The organism is Roseiarcus sp. (assembly GCF_052145395.1).
Classification (GTDB): domain Bacteria; phylum Pseudomonadota; class Alphaproteobacteria; order Rhizobiales; family Beijerinckiaceae; genus Roseiarcus.
Genome location: NZ_JBKQOT010000603.1, coordinates 1 through 21,358 on the forward strand (window position 1 = coordinate 1; position 21,358 = coordinate 21,358).

Below are 21,358 nucleotides of genomic sequence, written 5' to 3' on the forward strand. Positions count from 1 at the left end.
ATTGCTTGTGTCGTGTTGCAAACCAACGCAACATGAAAAAGGCCACCCCAGGTTGGCGGACATGACCCTAAGTAATTGATTTTATTGGCTGGTGGGGGAGGTAGGACTCGAACCTACGAAGGCTTAGCCAGCGGATTTACAGTCCGCCCCCTTTGCCGCTCGGGACACTCCCCCGCATCCTCGCCGCTCAAACGCGGGGTCGGACGAAAACGCCTCGGTGAGGCCGAGGCGCGGGTGAGGGCTTATGTTTCCTCGACCGCCGGCCTGTCAACCGGAAAAACGCGTCCTCCGGGCCCCCGTCTCCAGCCGTCTGTGGTCAGGCGTTACGATCCGGCCTAGAGCTTCGGGCGGCACTCGAGCCGCAGGGGATCCGATGACCCGCAATCGCGAAAGGCGCGGCGCCGTTCCGCCCCGGAAAACCGGCGAGCGCCGCGCGCACGGACCGAAACAGTCGCGACCGGCGGCGGCTCCGTCGGCCGGGCCGAAACCGCCGCGAGTTTCGCCAGCCCCGTCGGCAGGGCCGGAGCGCGGGCGGTCGCACGAGCGCCGCGATCCGGACGTCGCGCGCATCTACGGTTTTCACAGCGTCGAGGCGGCGCTGAAGGCGCCGCGGCGGGAACTGATCCGCCTGTACGCCACCGCAGCGGCGGCGGAGCGCCTGAAAGCGGAAATCGATGCGCGCCAGGTGGAGACCCGGATTTTGAGCCTCGAGGAGATCGCCCGGCTCGCCCCACGCGACGCCGTCCATCAGGGCGTGCTGCTCGAGGCGCGGCCGCTCGCGTCGATCGACGTGTCCGAACTGCCGACGTGCGGACTCGTCGTCGTGCTCGACCAGATCACCGACCCCCATAACGTCGGGGCGATCCTGCGCACCGCCGCCGCCTTCGCGGTCGACGCCCTCGTCACCACCGAGCGGCATTCGCCGGAATTCTCGGGCGCGCTCGCCAAGTCGGCCTCGGGCGGCCTCGAGCACGTGCCGATCTGTTCCGTGACCAATCTCGCCCGCGCACTCGCCGAGATGGGCGACATGGGCTACCTGCGAGTCGGCCTCGATTCGGAGGGTCCGACGGCGCTCGACGCCGTTTCGCTCTCCCGTCCGCTCGCGCTCGTGCTCGGTGCGGAGGACAAGGGCCTGAGGCGCCTGACGCGCGAGCGTTGCGACGCGCTGGCGAGGCTAGAGCTACCCGGCCCGATCCGAAGCCTCAACGTCTCGAACGCGGCGGCGATCGCGCTGGCGATCGCCTACGGCAAGATCGGGCAGGCCTGACCGGCGCCGGCGCTGCTGCGGCCGGGTCGAAAAGGCCCGCACGCCGTCACGTCCCGCCGCCCGAGAGACCGGTATAGCCTGCGGAAGGCCCGACCTTGCCGCGGAAGACCCAGTACGCGTGGGCCTGGTAGGCCAGCACGATGGGAATGATGACGAAGAGGCCCAAGCCGACGAAGGCGAGCGTCTTCGGATCGGCGGCGCCGTCCCAGACGGTGACCTGGCGCGGCACGACATAGGGCCAAAGGCTGACGACGAGACCGGCGAACCCGAGCAGGAAGACGAGGATCGCGAGCAGAAACGTGTCCGTCTCCCGCCCGGTCCAGAGCCGGCGCCGGATCGTCAGGAGCGCCGCCGCCGGCAGGACCGGGACCGGCGCAAGCCAGGCGATGTTTGGCCAGGAGAACCAGCGCTCCGCCACCTCGGGCACGCTGCAGGCGCTCCAGGCGCTGACGGCGAGCATCATGACGGCGGTCAGGATCAGGGCGGAATGCGCCGCCTCGCGCGCGAACACCTGCGTCGATCCGTCTGTCTTCCAGATGAGCCACCCCGCGCCGAGCAGAGCGTAGCCGCCGACGAGCCCGACGCCGCAGGCGAGCCCCAGCACGCTGAAGCAGGCGAACGAGCCGCCCGCGAACAGGCCGTCACGCATGTCGACGCCATTGATCAGGCCGCCGAGGATCATCCCCTGGCAGAGCGTCGCCAGCAGCGAACCGCCGGCGAAGGCGAGATCCCAGACCCACCGGAACTCTTCCGTCTGAAGGCGGAATCCGAACGCGATCCCGCGGAAGATGATCGCGAACAGCATGGCCATGATCGGCAGATAGAAGGCGGGCAGCAACACGTAGTAGCCGGCCGGGAACGTGGCGAGGAGCAGCGTGCCGCCCATGACCAGCCACGTCTCGTTGCCGTCCCAGACCGGCTCGATGCTCGCCATCATCCGGTCGCGGTCCTCATCCCGCGGCGCGAGCAGGAAAAGGACGCCGACGCCGAAGTCGAAGCCGTCGGCCAGCACGTAAACGACCACGCAGAAGGCGACGACCGCGGCGAACAGGACGGGGAGATCGGGAACGAAACCCATGCGACTCTAGGCTCCTCGCTTGAACACGGCGGACGCCGCAATCGGGGAGGCGACGGGGTCGGCGCCGGCGAGCGTGGGACTCGCGCGGTCGAGTCCGGGGTGGAGACGGCGGGTGTCGTCCTCGCCGTGGCTCTCCGGCCCGCGCAGCGCGACCCGGATGGCAAACCAGAAGAAGGTCAGGAGCAGCGTGTTGTAGACGACGACGAAGACGGCGAGGCTCAGCGTCACCGCGTCGGCGGTGACCGGCGCGACGGCGTCTGCGGTCCGCAGCAGGCCGTAGACGACCCAGGGCTGGCGGCCGGCTTCGGTCGTGGTCCAGCCCGCGAGGACGGCGACGAAGCCGAGGGGCGTCGCCGCCATCGAGAGAACGAGGAACCAGCGCGTGTCGAACAGCCTGCCGCGCGCCCGGAGCGCGGCCCCGATGAGCGCGATTGCGAGCAGCGCCACGCCGACGCCCGCCATGATGCGGAAGGCGAAGAAGACGAGCGGCACATTGGGCCGATCCTCCGGCGGCGCCGCTTTCAGGCCTTCAACCTCGCCGTCCCACGAGTGGGTCAGATAGAGGCTCGCGACGTGGGGAACCTCGAGCGCGAACAGGTTGCGTTCGGCCTTCATGTCGGGCCACGCGAAGACCGCCATCGGCGCGCCGCGCGTCGTGTCCCAAAGCCCCTCCATCGCGGCGAGCTTGATTGGCTGGTCGGCGAGCGTGTTGCGGCCGTGCAGGTCCCCGAGAACGATCTGCGTCGGAACGAGGATCAAGGCCAGTCCCGTGGCCATCGAAAACGCGACCCGGCTCGCCTCCACATGCCGTCCGCGCCACAGATGGAAGGCGGACACGCCGGCGACCACGAAAGCGCCCGTGACGAAGCTCGCGCAAAGCATATGGCTCAGGCGATAGGGGAACGACGGGGTGAAGATGATTTGTAGCCAGTCGACGGGGTGGTAGATCCCGTTGGCGTCGGCGACGGCCCCGGCGGGCGTCTGCATCCAGCTGTTGGAGGCGATGATCCAGGTCGCCGAGAACAGCGCGCCGAGCGCGACCATGCAGCAGGCGAAGAAGTGGAGCCCCTTGCTCACCCGCGCCTCGCCGAACAGCATGACGCCGATGAATCCGGCCTCGAGGAAGAACGCGGTCAGCGCCTCGTACATGAACAGCGGTCCGATGACATTGGCCGCCGCGCGCGAGAAGCCGGCCCAGTTCGTTCCGACTTCGTAGCTGATCACCACGCCGGTGATCACGCCCATGCCGAAGCCGAGGGCGAAGATGCGCATCCAGAAATGCATCAGGTCGCGATAGACGAGCCGCCCCGTGCGCCACCACAGTCCGCTGAGCAGGGCGACGAAGGCGGCGAGCCCGATCGTCATCGTCGGCCACAAGATATGGAAACCGATGGTGAAGGCGAACTGCAGACGCGCGAGGTCGACGGCGCTCATTGTCGGAGCTCCCCGTTTTCCGTGCGGGAGCGCGCCATCCGGATCGGGATGCCCTTGTAGGACGGGGTGAAGCTCATCGGATCGCGGGCGTAGAGCGGCACAAGCGGATTGACCTCGGGATAGTAGGCGGCGCAGCTTCCCTTGGGAAACGGATGAGGCGCGAGCTCGAAGTTGCGCACGACGCGCTCGAAGCCGTCGTGAGAGACCGCGACGAGATCGACGCGGTCGCCCGGCGTGAAGCCCAGCCTCGCGATTTCCGCCTCGCTGATGAAGACGACGTCCCGCCGGCCGAACACGCCGCGATAGCGGTCGGAGAGGGAATAGAGCGTCGTGTTGTATTGCTCGTGACTGCGAATGCTGGCGAGCCACAGCACGTCCGGATCATGCTCGGCCGGGTCCTCGCCGAGCCCGTCGTAGACCAGAAAGTTCGCCTTGCCGGACGCGGTCGCCCAGATCCGCTCGCTCGCCGTGGAGGCGAGGTGAAACCCGCCTGGAACGCGGATGCGGGCGTTATAACCCTGGAAGATCGGAAGCACGGCCTCGATCGCGTCGCGAATGAGATCGTAGTCCGCGACGAAGCGCTCCCAGTCGACCACGGAATTCTCCCCGAGCGTGGCCCGGGCGATGCCGGCGACGATCGCGGGCTCGCTCTTGAGATGTTCCGAGGCTGGGTGATTGCGGCCCGCCGAGGCGTGCACCATCGACATCGAATCTTCCACGGTGATCGATTGCGGCCCCGTCGCCTGGATGTCGATTTCCGTGCGGCCGAGGCACGGCAAAATCAGCGCGCGCCGTCCATGGACGAGGTGGCTGCGGTTGAGCTTGGTGGAGACATGGGCCGTGAGGTCGAGGTTGCGAAAGGCCTCGTGCGTCCGCCGCCAGTCGGGGATGGCGGCGACGATGTTTCCGCCCATGCCGATGAAGACGCGCGCCTCTCCACGGAGCATCGCCTCGAGCGCCGTGACCACGTTGTGGCCGTGCGCGCTCGGCGGCGTGAATCCGAACCGGGCCCCGAGGCGACCGAGGAAATCGGCCGTCGGAACCTCGGTGATGCCGACGGTGCGGTCGCCCTGGACGTTGGAATGGCCACGCACGGGGCAGAGGCCGGCGCCTTCCCGCCCGATGTTGCCCTTGAGCAGACAGAGGTTCGCAAGCTGCTGAACCGTTCCCGCGCCATGCCGGTGCTGGGTCAGGCCCATGCCGTAGACCACGATCGACCGCTCGGCCTTCTGGTAGACGCGAGCGGCCTCCTCGATCGCGGCGCGCTCGAGACCGGAACAGCGTTCGATGTCGTCCCAGCGCGTCGCCTTCAGGTCGGCGACCAGCGCTTCGACGCCCTCGGTGTGGCCGCGGATGAAGTCCCAGTCCAGGATCTCGATCTGATCGCCGGCGCGCGCCCGTTCGTCCACCTCGACGAGCGTCTTCATCAGGCCCTTGAGGACGGCCACGTCGCCGCCGACGCGAACCTGATGCAGGCGGGAGCTGATCGGCGTCGAGGTGAGCGTCGCCATCTCGATCGGGTTCTGCGGCGCCTGGAAGCGCTCCAGCGCCCGCTCGCGGAACGGATTGAACGAGAGGATCGCCGCGCCGCGCCGCGAGGCGTTGCGCAGACTCGTCATCATCCGCGGACTGTTGGTGCCCGGGTTCTGGCCGAAGATGAGAATGCAATCCGTCTTGTCGAAGTCCTCGAGCAGGACCGTGCCCTTGCCGACGCCGAGGGAAAGCGGGAGGCCGACGCTGGTGGCCTCGTGGCACATGTTGGAGCAGTCGGGGAAGTTGTTGGTTCCGTACTCGCGGGCGAAGAGCTGGTACAAGAAGGCCGCCTCGTTGGACGTGCGACCGGAGGTGTAGAACTCGGCCATGTTCGGATCGGGCAGCGCGCGGAGCTCAGCCCCGATGCGGGCAAAGGCGTCCTCCCATGCGATCGGGAGGTATTTGTCGCTCGCCGCGTCATAGGCCATCGGATGGGTGAGCCGGCCGACCATTTCCAGCTCGTAGTCGCTCCAGCCCGAAAGCTCGGTGACCGTGTGGGCGGCAAAGAATTCCGGTGTGCAGCGCTTGGCCGTCGCCTCCCAGGCGACCGCCTTGCCGCCGTTCTCGCAGAACTCGAAGGAAGACGTGTGCTTCGGGTCCGGCCACGCGCAGCCCGGGCAGTCGAATCCCTCTGGCTGGTTCATGCGCAGCAGCGTCTCGGCGCCCTTGAGCGGGATCTTCTGTTCGACGAGATGCTCGCCGAGCGCCTTCAGCGCGCCCCATCCGCCCGCCGGTTCGTCATAGCGTCGAAGTGACTTACGTTCGGGCATCGGATTGCGCTCCGGTTGATCTCCGCGAGGATGCGACCGCGCGAAAGTCGCGGCTTCCGGAAGCCTCGCAGTCCTTTCGAGAACGCACGCAAACCCTGCCGTCCTTGACCGGCGTCCGTCCGGCGCGATGCAGCTTCGTCGCGCCCCAGCGGCAAGCCGGCGCCACAGGCGCGACGGCCGGGAAAGAGCTGTCTCACCGCGAGACCGTCAGAGCGCGCCCAAGCGGCTGACGCAGTGCCGGGCGCGCACGGCGCCGACCGGACCGGAGCCGGGCGATGGGGCGCCCGTACAGGATGGTTGAGTCTCGGCCATGCCGACCCCAGCCTTCTCCTGACCGATGTGCGCCTGAAGCCGAGCAGGCGGCTCGTCGTCGGGGATCGGGTGGCGGGCGTCGGCGTGCGCGACGAGATGCGCATCCACGCCGAAGATCGCGCGCTGTCGGTCTCTGCGCGTCGCCGCTTTATGCATCGAGTCCGTCGGCGCCGCCTCGGCGTCCGCTGTCATAGTCCTTTGGAGCGCGGATTCCGCGCTGAGCCCTCCGATCGCGAGGGCGACGAACACCGTGAGAGCGCGCGCTTGCATCCGCGCCGAGCCGAGGGAACCAAAATGCGATGACGCGCCGCGCATGGACGACCCCGAGTGAAGACCGGCGCAGATGCTGAGGTCGCCCTGGGCGCAAGTCTTTCGAGGAATGACGGCGCCTTTTTGAGAAAGCCCGCCGCCCATACCAAGGTATGCGGGCGCCAAACGGAACACGCAGCCCGCAAAACCCACGTGCGATGGAGCGCCGGCGCGCAAGCGGTAGTCTCTCAGGGTCGCCGGTCGTCGACAGCAAACGCCTTCGTTCCGCTCCCAGCAACATGGGGTTGAGTAGATGTCCGTCCATGTCTCGCCGCCGTTCCCCGACCACGCCCCAGGCGCTGGGGCCGAATCCGTCGTCGCCGAGCCGCAGGATCGCGCCGCCTTCGCGGCAGGATGGTCCGGCCGGATACCGGCCGCGCCCCGCGAGCCGCCGACCGACGACGTGCTCTGGGTGCGCCTTCCGCATATGGGAGTCGCCATCGCGCTGTCGGCGGTCGATCCGATGACGCCGTCCGAGAAGACGCCGCGGGCGCTGGAGGACACGGCTCGGCAGACGATCCATTTCCTGTTGAACGCCGAAGCCCATCTCCCGTCTTTGCGGCCGCTTCTCGGACCGGCCTGCGACGCGTCTGGCGCGCGTCCGGCTACTGAGGCGGATGATCCCGTGATCATGCGGCTTTCGAACGCGCTCGAGGCGGCCGAGCGCAGCGAGGACGGGTTCGCCGGCGTCTACGCCGACGCCCTGCGCCTGGCCGTGGTCACGCGGGTCGTCAGCCTCCGCGAACACGTTATGCGCGCTCCGGCGGCGGCGCCCGCGCAGGAGCGACGCAGCCGCCCGAACTCGGGGCTCCTCAAATGGAGATTGAAGCGCGTGATGGAATTCGTCGATGCGCATCTCCATCGGCCGGTCACGCTGGCAGACATGGCGTCAGCCGCGGGTCTCAGCCGGATGCATTTCGCCGCCCAGTTCCGCGTCGCAACGGGGCTGAGAGCGCACGAATACCTGCTCAAGCGCCGCATCGAACGGGCGCAGACGCTTCTGTTGGAGACACGCGAGCCGCTGGCGCAGATCGCGCTCACCGTCGGGTTCCAGACGCAGGCGCATTTCACCACGGTCTTCCGCCGCTTCGTCGGCGACACGCCTCACCAATGGCGCTGCGCCCGAACAATGTGATCGCCGCGGCGGGAGCAAAGCGGGACGACGGCTCGGTCTTGTCGCTTCGGTCGCGGTGAAGCGGGCAACGACCTTAGGCATGTCCACCGACATAAAGTGAAGTCGCCCCGTGGGGCGGGACGAAGCCGGCGGTGTCAACCGTGGTCAGGGCGCCGCTCGCGATCACGTCTGGGCAGATGTCGGGCGCGACCGGCCGAAGATCCAAATGCTCGCCGCCGTTGAGGATGCCCGGAATGACGCCACTCTCCGTGGCGACTCGCGCAAATTGTTGCGTGATCGCCTCTCCTCTCATTGAATTCGCCCCAGAGCTGGGCTTAGCGATACTTGTGCAGAGGCCTATCTCGCCGGCGCATTCGCTTGATCCGATCCGCGATACGGCGGTGGCCGCGAGGCCGGAGATGGCCGGCGAGGTCGCCCTATTATTGCAGCGCCGAACGTCCGCGTCGCGCTGACCGCGGCAAGATCGGCCGTGGCGAACGCGAAGCCCCCTTAAACCCCGGCCAACAAGATCCATCGCAAGGCCCGCCCGCCGGCCCTCCGCGCGGGCGGGCCAAGGCGCCGTTCAAAGCCTGCGGGTCGCTTCGTAGAGGAACCAGACGCGGCGTTCGGATTCGTCGATCCACACCTCGACGAGGCTCGCGGTGGCGACGTCGTTATGGTCCTCGCAGACGTTGTGGACCTCCCGCAAAAAGCCGGTGAGCCGCTTGTTGTCGTCGGCCAGCTCGGCCAGCATGTCTTCGGGGGTGACGAAATCCGCGCCGTTGTCCGCCAGCCGCTGAAGGCGGTGGATGTGGCCGATCGAGCGCAGCGTCGTGCCGCCGACCTTGCGCGCGCGCTCCGCGATGGCGTCGGTGGTCGCAAAAATCTGTTCGCCCTGCTCGTCGAGCATCAGGTGGTAGTCCCGGAAATGCGGACCCGACATGTGCCAGTGGAAGTTCTTTGTCTTCAGGTAGAGCGCGAACATATCGGCGAGCAACCCCGTGAGGGCGGCGGCGATGTCGCGCGTGGCGTTTGCCCCGAGGTCGGTCGGGGTGCGAAGCGGCGCCTCCTGCCGCTCTATGGCCGATTTCGTGTTCATGACCGCATTCCTTTTACAGTTGCGAGAAAGCCGCCGGGCTCGCGAAGCTCATTCGCGGCGGCGCGTCTGATCAGGGCGCCGAAGGCACGTAGGGGAAGGCCTTGCTCGGCTTGGACGTGACCGATTCCTTACCGATCCCGAGACCGACGGGCGCGTTCGCGGCGAGACTGAACATCACGTCCGGGGCGTTGTCGGTCAGCGAACGTCCGTTCCATCCGGCAAAGCCGAAGCACGCCGGCGTGCCGACCACATAGGGGAGGATGTTGGGGAAGAACCGATGGGCGACCATAGCGCCGTATCCCGCCGGGTCTTCGGACGTTCCGAGCGCCGCGACGACGCCGGCGATCGCCTTGGAGACCTGCTCGCCATAGGTCGCGTAATCGTCCGACGGGCGGCCCGCGTTGAGGCGGTTGCCGAGATCCTCGTTGAACTGGGTGAACAGCGGATGGATCATCGGCAGTCCGACCCGGTTGATCGGGCGCCAGCCGCCGGCGTCCGTGGCGAGCGTCGCCACCGCCCAGACGCCGATCCGGTTATCCGCCGAGACGCCGAGCACGTCCGCGTCGGACGCCTCGATCACGATCGAATAGACCGAGCGTCCGGCGAACAGGTTCTTCGCCTTCGACGGGTCCCATCCGACCAGATTGATCCTGGCGCCATCCTGAATGGCGTGGCCGACCGCGTGAAGCACGTCGGGCTCGATCCAGAACGGATCGCCGGCCTTGCCGGCCCAGACGCGCAACCCGTCGAGCGTTTTCGTCGTCTTGCCGGTGATCCCCTCCGCGACGATGGCCCCCGTCGCGTCCGGGTTGGTCGCGCCGGCGCCGGCGATGCGGCGCAAGACGTAGCGCTGGCGGCCTTCGGCGTCGCGCGGCTCGAAAGTGAGGCGGTAGGTCAGGTCCTCGACCGCATCGCTATCGTGGTCGATCTTGAACTCGTACATCCCCTCGGGGTGAAACCCCGGGGTCGGAATCGGACCGAAGATCGAATGACAGACGTTGATGACGAAGACCGTGCCGACCTCGCCGCGAAACACATAGAGATCCGTGATGTCGAGGCGGATGTCCTGCCGGGCGAGCGGAGAATCGAGGTGATGGGACATGAAGTCGGTCCTTGTCGTCCTATGCGCGGTTTCCGGCCACGCTCGCCTGAGGGGAGGACTCGGGCGAGCGTCAAATCGAGCCGGAAGCGACGGAGGCGTCCGGCCGCGGTTACCGCCGGATGAAGGCGAGGAGATCCGCGTTGAGCTCGTCCTGGCGCACAATCGGAATGCCGTGCGGAGCGCCCGGGTAGACCTTGAGCGTGGCCTTCGGAGCGATCTCGGCCGAGCGCTGGCCGGCGGCGGCGATCGGCACGATCTGGTCGTCGTCGCCGTGCACGACGAGGGTCGGGATCGTCATCTTCTTCAGGTCTTCGGTGTAGTCGATTTCCGAGAATTCGTGGATGCAGTCGTAGTGTCCCTTGACGCTTCCGAGCATGCCCTGCATCCAAAAGCTCTCGCGAACGCCCTCCGACACCTTCGCGCCGGGCCGGTTGTAGCCGAAGAACGGCAAGGTCAGGTCCTTGAAGAACTGGCTCCGGTTTTCGGCGACCCCCTTGCGGATCGAGTCGAACACCTCGATCGGCGTGCCGTGCGGATTGGCGGGCGTCTTGAGCATCAGCGGCACCGAGCTCACGAGCACCGCCTTGGCCACGCGAGCCGTTCCATATTTGCCGATGTAGTGGGCGACCTCGCCGCCGCCCGTCGAGTGGCCGATCAGGACGGCGTCCTTGAGCTCGAGCTTGTCGAGCAGCTGAGCGTAGTCGTCGACATATTGCTCCATGGTGTTGCCGTTCCAGGTCTGGCCGGAGCGGCCATGACCGCGGCGGTCGTGAGCGACGACCCGAAATCCATGCGAAGCGAGAAAGAGCATCTGCCCGTCCCACGCGTCGGCCGACAGCGGCCAGCCGTGCGAAAAGACGACCGGCTGCCCTTTGCCCCAGTCCTTGTAAAAAATAGTGGTCCCGTCTTTCGTCGTGAAGGTCGACATTGTCTCTTCCTCTTTCGATGAGACCGAATATTCAAGTGTCGACCACAATTGTCAGGTATACGGGTCGCTCCACAACTATACGCGCGTATGGTTCTGTCGTCCCTTCGGTGCGGCGGCGGCGGGCCCGGCGGGCCGAGAAGCCTCGCCGAGCGCCCGTGGTCGCTCGCTGCCGTTTCGCCTCTGCAAGCTGCAGGGAATTTTCGCACGTCCAGGCTTTTCGCGGCCCAATCTCGCGCAGGTGCGCCGATTGTCTGCGACGCCGGCGCCCCAAAGGGCTCTTCCGTTCAGACCCCCGAACGGACGCTCCCGTCAGTTGCGGACGCCGAGAGCGTCAGCCATTCTCACGAGGTCCGCGAGAGTCTTGGCGCGCATCTTTCGCATCAAATTGCCGCGGTGAATCTTCACGGTGATTTCGCTCAGCCCGACCTCGGCCGCCACCTGCTTGTTCATCAGGCCGGCGGTGACGAGCGCCATGATCTGCCGCTCGCGCGCCGAGAGCGCCTCGTAAAGCGATTGCAGACCTGAGGCCGCCGCCCGGGCCTCGCGCCGCCCTTTATCGATCACGATCGCGGCAGCGACCGCGTCCAGCATGTCCTGATCGCGAAACGGCTTCGTCAAAAAGTCCACGGCGCCGGCCTTCATCGCCCGCACGGTCATGGGAATGTCCCCGTGCCCGGTCATGAAGACGATCGGCAAGTCGACGTCCGTGCGCGCCAGATGCGTCTGGAAATCGAGGCCGCTGACGCCGGGAAGCCGGACGTCGAGGACGAGGCACCGCGGCGCGTCGGGCAGTTTCGCCGCCAGCAGTTCCGCCGCCGTGGCGTACAGGGCCACGTCGAGGCCGACCGAACGGAAAAGGCTCGACAGCGCTTCCCGGAGGGCCGTGTCGTCATCCAGCACAATCACGACGGGCGCGGCGATGGCCACGGGCGCCCCCGCGCGCGGCGCGGCGCGGGTCTGCGGACTGGTCATCACGGTCTCACCTCCTCTGCAGTGGGCAGGATCGCCGTATGGCCCATGGCGGGGACCTTTGGCTGACGGATTCGGACAACAGATTACGGACTCTTCGCGGCGAAGACTCGGCGCCGAGGTGCAAAAAATAAGTCTCGGCGCCGGCTGGGCCAAGCCCAGGAGGGGGCTCGGCGCAGCCCCTCTTTCGAGGGGTGCAATGTTGGCGGTTCAACCTGCGTGCGCGCCGTCATATTGACCGGTTGTGGCGCAGTCGATAATCGCTCGACCGAGATGCAGGACCCGATGTCGCGCCTCCCGTGGAGTTCCGGACCGGAATTGCTGCGGGCGGCGCAGTTGCTCTGCTGCTCATTCGGCATTCTGGCGATCCTGTGGGCGACGTCGGCGCCGGCCGCCGAAAGTGTGGCGCCCGTGGCGACAACCGCGCCCGCCGTCATAACGTTGCCGGTCGAAGCGGGGCGAGACATCCGCTTCCGGCGCACGGAACTCGAGCAGGGCCTCTCGCAGACCCGCGTTTCCCACATCGTCCAGGACGACCAGGGTTTCCTCTGGTTCGGGACGCAACACGGCCTGAACCGGTTCGATGGACGCGAATATCGCCTGTTCAAGCACGAAGCCGGAGACCCCGGCAGTCTCAGCGGCGTGTTCATCTACGCGCTGTTCAAGGATCGGGGCGGGACGCTGTGGGTCGGAAGCGACCAGGGTCTCGACGCCTACGATGCGGCGACCGAAACCTTCCGCCATTTCCGGGTGGACATCGACAATCCCGTGGTCATCCACATCAGCCAGGACAACGAGGGCATGCTCTGGCTGGCGACCGCGCAGGGGCTTTATGAACTCGATCCGGCGACAGGCGGAACGCGGAGATTCGTCCACGACCCCTCCGATCCGAGCAGCCTCGCCAGCAACGACGTGAAGTCGTCCGGGCTCGACCGGAGCGGCGCGTTCTGGGTCGCCACAGGAGAAGGACTCGAGGCGTTCGATCCGAAATCCGGACACGCCGCCTTCCGAATCCCGCTGGAGGTCTCCGTGCGGGAATTTTATTTCCACGAGGATCGCGCGGGCACGTTCTGGATCATCTACGGGTCAGGCAACGGCCTGGCACAGTTCGACAGGGCGACGAACACCGTCACTCGCTTCGCGTTCCAGGGAGGGGAAGCCGGAGGCTCGGGGCTCACCGGCGTCTACGCGATTCTGGAGGCCGTCGACGGGACGATCTGGCTCGGGACAATGGGCGAGGGCCTTCTCAGGTACGATCGCGAGCGGCGAACGTTCATAGCCTACCGCAACACGGCGGGGGACCTTGAGAGCCTCGCCGAGAATCGAGTGATCGCCCTCTTCGAGGACTCGCAGCAGAACATCTGGGTCGGTCTGCACGCCAGTCCGCCCAACGCTTTCGCCGCGACGAAGATGCCGTTCGAACGCATCGTGACGCCGTCGTACGATCCCAAGGCGGTCGGGGAGACGCTGGTGAACACCGTCTATGCGGACGCCCGCGGCGTGCTGTGGGTCGGGGCCGGCGGCGCGCTCGGGAAGATCGACCGCGCAACGGGTGAGGGGCAGGCGATTGCGCCGCCGGACGGCGGCCCGGTCGAAGTCCTGACCATCCGCGAGAACCCCACGGGCGTGCTCTGGTTCGGGACGCTCGGCCGGGGCCTTTACCGGCTCAATCTGGATAGCGGCGATATGACCTCTTACCGCGCCCTTGATGACGCGGCGAGCCTGAGCAGCGACATCGTCACTCGTATCTTCGTCGACAAGGCGGGAACGACGTGGCTGGCGACATGGAACGGCCTGGACCGGTTCGATCCAGCCTCGGGGCGATCCGAGACGTTCAAGCGAAACCCTCAAAGCGCCGCAGAAGGGTACTTCTCGATCGCCGGGGACCCGTCGGGCGATCTGTGGCTCGGAAGCACCTCGGGGCTCTACCGGTTCACGCCGGGCACAGGCGCCTTCCAGCCCTACCTGCACAAATCGGGCGCGGCGGAGACCCTCAGCAACAACACCGTCAACACGGTGCTCATGGACAAACAGGGCGCGCTCTGGGTCGGCACCCAGAACGGTCTCAACCTTTTCGACCGCGAACGCGGCACGTTCCGCAGGTTCGTGAAACGCGACGGCTTGCCGGGCGATGTCGTGAGCTGCCTCCTCGAGGACGGTTCCGGCGATCTCTGGATGAGCACCAACAACGGGATGGCGCGGCTGGACCGGGCCGCGCTGACGTTCACGAGCTTCTCGGTTGCGGACGGACTGCCCGGGAACGACCTCAGCGGCTGGAACGCATGCGACAAGGCCCCATCGGGCGAGATGGTGTTCGGCGGGTTCTCCGGCGCCACGGCGTTTCGCCCGGACCAGGTCTCGGTCGCGGAAACCCAGCCGCCGGTCCTGATCAGCGAGGTCCGGCTCGGCGGGGCGCCCCTGACGCCCTCCGAGTTGCATCCGCGGGGGATCCGCCAAGAGGCCGTCCTGGATGTCCCGAGCGGCCGGGACGAGATTGTCGTCTCGTACGCCGCTCTCTACTTCCGCGCCCCGTCAGCCGTACGATACCGTTACCGGCTGCAAGGCCTCGACGCCGACTGGCGCGAGGTCGGGAGCGACCAGCGCATGGCGAGCTACAACGCCTTGCCCGCAGGCGCCTACCGATTCGAGGTCCAGGCCAGGACCGGCCGCAGCGGCTGGAGCGTGCCGGGGGCCGCGCTCACCATCAATGTCCTTCCGCCGTGGTGGCAAACGTGGTGGTTCAGGGCCGCGGCGCTCGCGTTTGTCGCAGCCGCGGCGGTCGTCGCGTACAGGATCCGCTTGAGGCAAGTCAGCCGGCAATATGCGATCCGACTCGAGGAGCGGCTCAACGAGCGCAGCCGGATCGCGCGGGAACTCCACGACTCGCTGCTGCAGAGCTTCCAGGGTCTGATTTTTCGCCTCCAGGCGATCCGCAACGTCCTTCCCGGCCAGCCGGAGGAGGCCGCCGGAATGCTCGACGTCGCCCTCGACAGGGCCGACGCCGCCGTCGCAGAAGGACGCGGCGCCGTCAGCGCGCTACGCTCGACCGGGGCGTCGGACACGGACCTGACGCATAGGCTCGCAGACCTGCGCGACGAGGTCAGGCGCCCCGACCGGCCGGGTCCGGATTTCGAACTCGTTGTCGAGGGACGCCAGCAACCCGTCCAGCCGCTGGTGCGGGACGAAATGTTCCTGGTCGCCAGGGAGGCGGTGCGGAACGCCGAAAAACACGCCTCCGCGCAAAAAATCGAGGTCGAGCTCTCGTTCGGACGCAAGACCCTTCTCCTAAGCGTGCGCGACGATGGGATCGGGATGGACGAGAGCGTTGTCGCAGCCGGAGGGCGTGAGGGTCACTGGGGTCTCTCGGGCATGCGCGAACGCGCGGAAAGAGTCGGCGGACGATTGACGATCTGGAGCCGGACCGGCGCCGGCGCTGAGATTGAATTGGCCGTTCCAGCCGGCGTCGCTTATGCTCGGGCCGCCGGGCGCGAGGGGCAGGAGGACAGGAAGCGATGACCTCCGTGTCGCCGAAGATCGCCGTCCTGGTCGCGGACGACCACCCTTTGATGCGCGAGGGCGTCGCCGCCCTCATCTCGCAGGCGCCCGACATTCGCCTCGTCGCAGAGGCGTCCGACGGCCGTCAGGCGGTCGAGCTGCATCGGAAACTGCGTCCGGACGTCACGCTGATGGATCTGCAGATGCCCGGCGGAAACGGCCTCGACGCCATCGTGGCGATCCGCGCCGAGTCTCCATCCGCGCGCATCATCGTGCTCACGACCTACGGGGGCGACGCGCTGGCGAGACGCGCGCTCCGGTCCGGAGCGCAAGCCTATCTGCTCAAGAGCGCCGTCCGGAAGGATCTCCTCGACATGATTCGAGCTGTTCACCGCGGACAGGTTCTGGTCAGTCCGGAAGTGGCGAGCGCGATGGCGAGCACGATCGGGGCCGACGACCTCACGCCGCGCGAGGTCGAGGTCCTCACGCTGATCGCCGCCGGGAACTCGAACAAATGCGTCGCCGCCAAGCTGGCGCTCTCGGAAGAGACGGTGAAGGGGCACGTCAAGAACATCCTCGGGAAGCTCGGCGCGCGCGACCGGACGCATGCGGCGACGCTTGCGATCGCCAGAGGGCTCATCGCCCTGAACGCCTCTCTTGAGGGGTAGGCGGAGGCCCCTTTTTCGGGGGTAGGCGGTGAAGGACGGCGTGGGCTAGCCTTGCCGCGAGGTGCCGCGTGCAGCGCTTGTTCTCCGCCTTTCCCGGATCATGGCCCGGCCTGGGGCTTCTCATCCTGCGGATCACGGTCGGAGCGGCGCCGTTCGGGGTGATCAATCGACGCCCTGCCGACATTGGACGCACACGCGGCTTGGATCGCGGGCTCGATCCTCGGGCTTCTCGCCGCCTGCATCGTCGTTGGGCTCGGGACCCCCATTGCGACCCCCCTGTTCGCGGCGGGCGCCCTCGTCGTCGGTCACGCCGCGGAATGGCCGGAGTGGTTTGCGACGGCCGGCGGGAGCCTGAGCCTGACGATGATCGGGCCCGGCGCCTGGTCGCTCGACGCATGGCTCTACGGGCACCGGCGGATCGACATCGACGGGCAATGAGCGCGCGCGAAGCCTGGCGGAACAGCTGAGCCTACAGAATCACGGCTCGCATCGATGGATGGTGGGTTGCATGAAGGCGGGGCTCAAAGGAAGGCCTCACCAAAGAGCCCGATGAGGTCGTCCCGTCTAAGATATCGCCGTTTGCGGTTAAGTCGGTCGAGCAGGCCGCCCGGTCGCGCCTCGCGCTTTTTAACACTGCGTTGCGCCGGTGCGCTCCGGACGCTAGTGGCACCAGCGATAGTGGACGTAACCGTAGGGGTCGTACCAGCGACAGCGATAGCGATGGTGATAATAGTATGGCCCACCAAATGGACTCCAAGGTGCGGTCACCACAGCGCCCGTTGCGCCGCCGACTACAGCTCCGACCGGGCCGCCGACCACAGCTCCGCCAATGGCGCCGGCCGTAGTGCCTGCAGTCTGAACTGGGGTGGCGCAGGCGGCCAAGGTGAGGCACGCCAGCGCTACGAGCGCAAACTTGTCCATAGTGCAATCCTCGAAAGGAAGTTCGTCGATGAGGGAAGCGGAGGTTATCGCGCTGGCCTCGTTGGCGCAAAGATGCGTTCACAGGTCACAAGCAGCTCACGCCCGCCGTCTGCGCCGGTGCGGACGATTGGAGGCATCGGGTCCGGCACGATCGCTGGCTGTGGCGGCAGATTGCCGGCGCCATCGTGCTTGACGGCAGAGATCCCGGATGGCGGATTGTCCCTTAGTGACGCTGTAGACGTTGCGCAGGGGCGCTGACGATGGAGCGAGCGCCGTGGGATTGGTTTTGGAGTTGTTCGCCGAAACCGTATCCCATTGAAATTATTATTTGACATGGTGCCTCAGGGAGGCCCGCGCGGAAATCAACGAACTACCATTGACAGCGGAAAGCTGGAACGAGTGAATGCCGACCCAGGACACGTCGAGCGCCTCGCTTCCAAGGTCTGAACAAATGTTGGTATAAAATATTTTATCCCGTCGATAAATAGATTAAATATCAATATCTTAAGTCGCCAATGCGATGCCTTTCCTGGGGCCGGGATTCGCGTCGGCGGATGCGCTGATGCCGCCGACGTTGCAGATCTTGACATATTGCACTTCGGTTTCAGGTTCGTGAAGCGGGCGGCCGGATCGGAAGTCGCGCCGAATTTCGCCCTTTTCACCAAGGGAACGACGGAGCTTGGCCTTTTCCCGACACGGGAAGGCCGCCACACGGCGCTGCGCCGTCAACCTCGCTCGCCCTATGGGCCGCGCGCCCAGCCCCCTCTTCCCGATGTTGTCGGACCGGTGCATCGGCCTTGCAGGGCCGACTGTTAGCGACTATGCCCCGTTTTGGCCCGGATGGTCCCCGCTTGAAGAGTCAAGCGTCGCGTCCCCGTTCGGGTCAACGACCCAACGCTGACGTGAGCAACTCAATTACAGCAGAAACTGAGGCTTTTACCTGGGTAAATGGCCGAGGTCCGCTTTTAGCGCTCTCCTCGGGTGCCGGGACCGACGGGGAAGGGCATGTCTGGACGGCGCCCCGTCGTCAAGGGTTTGGTTGACGCTTTGCGAACGCTTCGGGTGCGGTTATGTCTTCGGCCTGAAGAGCAGGCCTCCATCGCCACGACGCACCGCGGAAGGGCGTCGAAAAACTTCAAAAGCGTTCGGCGATTGACCGAACGGGCAATGACGACCGAGCCCGTCGCGTCGACCGCATGAATGCGGGAAGACCCTCTTGGCCAGATCAAGCACGAGGCGCGTGTGGGAGCCGAAGCTCGGCGTGAACACGGAGATGGTGAAGAAGCCGAAGGACCTGCTCGAGTACGTGATCGTCCACGAAATGGCGCTGGAGTCGACCCACACCGAGCCCTTCCTGGCCATACTCGATCAGCACGATCAGCACAACCCAGGCTGGCGAAGGTCAACGCCTACTTTCTCCAGCGGATGAATACGAATTGGGGAAGCTGCAACCACCGGGAGGGCAACATCAACGAAGGTGCAACGAAGCCAGCGTCCTCCCACTGAACCGCTTTGTCCGCTTCTCAAGCGCAAAGCTATGAAGTATCTCATTACAGCCTGTCCGGCCGAAGGGAGAGCGAGGCGATGAAGCTGGAACCACTTGCTCGCGTCGCCGACGTCAGCGAACTGAAGGCAGCCGGTCCGTTCGCTCTCTCCGCGAACAGCGTCGACGTCGTCCTGCTTCGATCAGGCGGGAATTGGCGCGCCTTCGAGGGCCGCTGCCCCCATCAGGGCGCATTGCTCGGAGAGGGGGAACTGGACGGCGGCGCCCTCATCTGTCGGAACCATCGCTGGCGTTTCTCGGTTGACTCCGGACGGCGCGAGGGCGGTCCGGAATGCCTCGCGGCCTGCGCCGTCACCGAGCGCGACGGCGCCCTGTTCGTCGACGTCGCGGCCCTCGAGCCGCCGTCGGCTCCGATCGCCGGCACGCGTAGAGCGGGTGACCTGGCCGGCCCGAGGCCCTTGCCCATTATCGGCAATCTGCACCAGCTCGATGCGATGAGAGGCCATCTCACCCTTGAGGAATGGTCGGTCCGGTATGGCGGGACTTACCAGCTCCGGATGGGGGCGAGACGCGCTGTCGCGACGTCTGACCCGGCATTGATCGCGCTAGCCCTCCGCGCGCGGCCCGAAACGTTCCGCCGCAGCGCGACGATCGACAGCATTCTCTCGGAAGCCGGCGTCAGGGGAGTGTTCAACGCCGAGGGCGACGCGTGGCGGCGGCAACGCAAGCTTGCCGTCGCGGCCCTCGCCCAGCGCCATTTGCGCCAGCTGTACCCCAGCATCCGAATGGTCGCCGAACGTCTGCTGGCGCACTGGCGCGGGGCCGCAGCGGTCGGCGAGCCGGTCGACATCACCGAAGATATCAAGCGCTTCACGATCGACGTCACCATGCTGATCGTGTTTGGGCGCGACGCCAACACGGTCGGGCGGGCGGACGACGCCATCCAGCGCGAGCTTGAAGTGATTTTGCCGGTGCTCAACCGCCGGACCTTCGCGCTCTGTCCGACGTGGCGCTACGTTCAAACGCCGTCCGACCGTCGATTCACGCGCGCCCTCGTGAAGCTCCGCGCCTGGCTCGACGGATTGCTGGCGGACACGCGTGCCCGATTGCGGGCGGAGCCAAGGCGCGCGCAAAAGCCGTCCAACTTCATCGAGGCCATGATCACGGCGGTCGACGAGAACGGCGAACCGTTCTCGGACGACGTCATCTGGTCCAATCTCGTGACCTTGCTGGTCGCCGGCGAAGACACAACGGGGTTCACGATCGCCTGGGCGGTCCACGAGCTTTGCGACAGCCCCGGGTGGGCCGCGGAGCTGCGCAACGAAGCCGACGCCGTAATCGGGCCGATGGACGTCGCCGGGGACGTCGATGTCGCCAACCGGCTCGCGAGCGCGGAGGCGGTCGCCTGCGAGACGATGCGGCTGCGTCCAGTCGTGCCGACCACGGCGCTTGAGACCAACGCGGACGTGGCGCTGGGTGACGTCCTCGTCCCCAAGGGAACGCTGGTCTTCGTGCTCCCGCGCCCCGCGGCGGTCAGCGCCGAGAATTTCGCCGATCCGCTCGCGTTCCGGCCGGATCGATGGCTGAATCCATCGGGCGGTCCGCACAATGTCTCGGCGTTCCTCCCGTTCGGCTCGGGTCCGCGGATGTGCCCCGGCCGGTCGCTCGCGCTGCTCGAGATCAAGAACCTTCTGTCGATGCTCTACAAGAACTTCACTGTCCAGCGCGTCGGGCGCTCGTCTGATGTCACGGAGCGGTTCGGCTTCACGATGTCGCCTGCGGGGCTCAAGGTGCGCCTAACTTCGCGAGGCAGCCAGCACCCTCACATGCCTCGGCCATCTTCGCCCGCTGTGAAAGGGAGCGAATAACAATGTCCTATGTCGAGCCCCATTCTCCCAACGCAGCGGCGGGGATTACGCCGGCGGCTATAGCGACGCCTACAGCATGCGTCAGGTTCTTGCACTTCAACTTGCGACGCACACAATCCAGGTGGGTCTTCACTGTCCCCAAGCTTAAACCAAGGATTTCCGCGATCTCTTGTTGAGTCTTTCCTTTCGCTGCCCACACAAGGCAGCGTTCCTCTCCCGATGTGAGGTGGACGAGCGGCGTCGGCAGTTTGCTTCTGTCTGCGTTCTCGGCGGAGTCGATTAGGACGGACAGTTGTTGGAGATTGGCCATATTCAATGCTTTGTAGGCTTCCCATTCCTCCCTGGACATATTGCTGCTGAACGAAACTAGAGACATAGTATTATTTCGATTACGTACGGGAATTGAGATTCCGTTGTGACCGACGTTGTGCCGGTGGGCGTCTTCGAAGAAGTCGTGGATCGCGGGATCGTCCCGACTCAACGTGTCCCAGTCAAACGGTGCCGTCGCCTCGACACCGAATCTGACAACCGGATCGATTAGCGAATAATTCTTAAGAAAATACCTTGCCTGCCACTCCTTTTGGAAAGTATTTACCGCAGTTAATACCGTAATATCTTCGCCCCGGTTTTTGGAGAAGCGCAGGTGTGCGACATTTTCTAACTCCATGTCTAAAGCAATCAACTTTAGGATCTCAGCCAGAGGATCGAGGTTGCGGCCGAGTATTTTATCGGTCAGAGAGATGGTGGCTGAAGTGACGTTCGCCATGGCGTTCTCATGTGTTCGTCGCGGTTGACGCAAGTTTAAAACATCTCGGAGAAATTTGTAAGGACTCGAGAATGGCCTGTGGAGCGAGCGTCGTCGGCTCCTCGCTGTTTCGAGTGGGCAATTGGGGCGTCACGGTTGTCCACAGGTCCATATCGGAACCGCTCATGGCGATTGCCTCGGGGTTCGCCGCGAATTCGGTTTCGGTGGAGCAAGGCGGGCCT

19 protein-coding genes and 1 tRNA gene are annotated in these 21,358 nt (G+C 66.0%); 7 read left to right on the forward strand and 13 right to left on the reverse strand.

The genetic code is table 11. The annotated features are described in order from the left end of the window. Positions 1-89 precede the first annotated feature (89 nt). Positions 90-174: transfer RNA gene (locus ACLP25_RS20725), tRNA-Tyr, on the reverse strand. 199 nt (positions 175-373) lie between these two features. On the opposite strand from ACLP25_RS20725, the gene rlmB reads away from it, so the two are divergent. Continuing rightward, positions 374-1,267 carry a 23S rRNA (guanosine(2251)-2'-O)-methyltransferase RlmB gene (gene rlmB, locus ACLP25_RS20730; protein ID WP_442471041.1) on the forward strand — a complete coding sequence of 298 codons (894 nt, stop codon included), beginning with the start codon at positions 374-376 and terminating at the stop codon, positions 1,265-1,267. Between the two features lie 46 nt (positions 1,268-1,313). Here rlmB and cydB read toward each other — a convergent pair whose 3' ends face one another. From cydB to ACLP25_RS20750, 4 genes are all read right to left on the reverse strand, one after another. After that, the gene (cydB, locus tag ACLP25_RS20735; RefSeq protein ID WP_442471042.1) at positions 1,314-2,345 is read right to left on the reverse strand and encodes a cytochrome d ubiquinol oxidase subunit II; all 1,032 of its coding nucleotides are present in this window, start codon (positions 2,343-2,345) and stop codon (positions 1,314-1,316) included. A 6-nt stretch (positions 2,346-2,351) separates the two neighbouring features. Then, positions 2,352-3,779, reverse strand: coding sequence for a cytochrome ubiquinol oxidase subunit I (locus tag ACLP25_RS20740; RefSeq protein ID WP_442471043.1), 1,428 nt, complete (start codon positions 3,777-3,779; stop codon positions 2,352-2,354). Beyond that, complete coding sequence (locus tag ACLP25_RS20745; RefSeq protein ID WP_442471044.1) at positions 3,776-6,082, reverse strand: FdhF/YdeP family oxidoreductase; 2,307 nt, start codon at positions 6,080-6,082, stop codon at positions 3,776-3,778. The genes ACLP25_RS20740 and ACLP25_RS20745 overlap by 4 nt, the downstream gene beginning before the upstream one ends. 207 nt (positions 6,083-6,289) lie before the next feature. Further along, a complete protein-coding gene (locus ACLP25_RS20750) occupies positions 6,290-6,664 on the reverse strand; it encodes a hypothetical protein (RefSeq protein ID WP_442471045.1) in 375 nt (124 codons plus the stop codon). Positions 6,665-6,956: 292 nt separating this feature from the next. Here ACLP25_RS20750 and ACLP25_RS20755 point away from each other — a divergent pair, with 292 nt between their 5' ends. Beyond that, a complete protein-coding gene (locus ACLP25_RS20755) occupies positions 6,957-7,838 on the forward strand; it encodes a helix-turn-helix domain-containing protein (protein WP_442471046.1) in 882 nt (293 codons plus the stop codon). A gap of 73 nt (positions 7,839-7,911) precedes the next feature. Here the strand turns inward: ACLP25_RS20755 and ACLP25_RS20760 are convergent, their stop codons facing one another. The 5 genes from ACLP25_RS20760 to ACLP25_RS20780 form a co-directional block, all read right to left on the reverse strand. Beyond that, complete coding sequence (locus ACLP25_RS20760; protein ID WP_442471047.1) at positions 7,912-8,130, reverse strand: hypothetical protein; 219 nt, start codon at positions 8,128-8,130, stop codon at positions 7,912-7,914. A gap of 270 nt (positions 8,131-8,400) precedes the next feature. Beyond that, positions 8,401-8,916 carry a Dps family protein gene (locus tag ACLP25_RS20765; protein ID WP_442471048.1) on the reverse strand — a complete coding sequence of 172 codons (516 nt, stop codon included), beginning with the start codon at positions 8,914-8,916 and terminating at the stop codon, positions 8,401-8,403. A gap of 70 nt (positions 8,917-8,986) precedes the next feature. Next, complete coding sequence (locus tag ACLP25_RS20770) at positions 8,987-10,018, reverse strand: DUF4331 family protein (protein WP_442471049.1); 1,032 nt, start codon at positions 10,016-10,018, stop codon at positions 8,987-8,989. A 109-nt stretch (positions 10,019-10,127) separates the two neighbouring features. Then, a complete protein-coding gene (locus tag ACLP25_RS20775) occupies positions 10,128-10,946 on the reverse strand; it encodes an alpha/beta fold hydrolase (RefSeq protein ID WP_442471050.1) in 819 nt (272 codons plus the stop codon). 309 nt (positions 10,947-11,255) lie between these two features. Continuing rightward, on the reverse strand, positions 11,256-11,918 hold the full coding sequence (locus ACLP25_RS20780) for a response regulator transcription factor (RefSeq protein WP_442471059.1): 663 nt from the start codon (positions 11,916-11,918) through the stop codon (positions 11,256-11,258). Positions 11,919-12,200: 282 nt separating this feature from the next. Between ACLP25_RS20780 and ACLP25_RS20785 the strand changes: the two genes are divergently transcribed. The 3 genes from ACLP25_RS20785 to ACLP25_RS20795 all read left to right on the forward strand — a co-directional run bounded on the left by ACLP25_RS20785 (position 12,201) and on the right by ACLP25_RS20795 (position 16,516). Next, positions 12,201-15,431 carry a sensor histidine kinase gene (locus ACLP25_RS20785; protein ID WP_442471051.1) on the forward strand — a complete coding sequence of 1,077 codons (3,231 nt, stop codon included), beginning with the start codon at positions 12,201-12,203 and terminating at the stop codon, positions 15,429-15,431. Beyond that, on the forward strand, positions 15,428-16,078 hold the full coding sequence (locus ACLP25_RS20790; protein WP_442471052.1) for a response regulator: 651 nt from the start codon (positions 15,428-15,430) through the stop codon (positions 16,076-16,078). The genes ACLP25_RS20785 and ACLP25_RS20790 overlap by 4 nt, the downstream gene beginning before the upstream one ends. A gap of 183 nt (positions 16,079-16,261) precedes the next feature. Further along, positions 16,262-16,516, forward strand: coding sequence for a hypothetical protein (locus ACLP25_RS20795; protein WP_442471053.1), 255 nt, complete (start codon positions 16,262-16,264; stop codon positions 16,514-16,516). Positions 16,517-17,503: 987 nt separating this feature from the next. Here ACLP25_RS20795 and ACLP25_RS20800 read toward each other — a convergent pair. Beyond that, positions 17,504-17,728, reverse strand: a complete 225-nt coding sequence (locus ACLP25_RS20800) for a hypothetical protein (protein WP_442471054.1) — start codon at positions 17,726-17,728, stop codon at positions 17,504-17,506. Between the two features lie 487 nt (positions 17,729-18,215). On the opposite strand from ACLP25_RS20800, the gene ACLP25_RS20805 reads away from it, so the two are divergent. Both ACLP25_RS20805 and ACLP25_RS20810 read left to right on the forward strand, forming a co-directional pair. Then, entirely contained in the window at positions 18,216-18,428 is a 213-nt protein-coding gene (locus ACLP25_RS20805) for a YgjP-like metallopeptidase domain-containing protein (RefSeq protein ID WP_442471055.1), read from the forward strand. A gap of 155 nt (positions 18,429-18,583) precedes the next feature. Then, positions 18,584-20,371, forward strand: a complete 1,788-nt coding sequence (locus tag ACLP25_RS20810; protein WP_442471056.1) for a cytochrome P450 — start codon at positions 18,584-18,586, stop codon at positions 20,369-20,371. 7 nt (positions 20,372-20,378) lie between these two features. On the opposite strand, the gene ACLP25_RS20815 is transcribed toward ACLP25_RS20810, so the two are convergent. Both ACLP25_RS20815 and ACLP25_RS20820 read right to left on the reverse strand, forming a co-directional pair. After that, entirely contained in the window at positions 20,379-21,137 is a 759-nt protein-coding gene (locus tag ACLP25_RS20815; RefSeq protein WP_442471057.1) for a LuxR family transcriptional regulator, read from the reverse strand. Positions 21,138-21,144: 7 nt separating this feature from the next. Beyond that, positions 21,145-21,358, reverse strand: a 214-nt coding sequence (locus tag ACLP25_RS20820; protein WP_442471058.1) for a hypothetical protein, incomplete at its 5' end; no start/stop codon positions are given.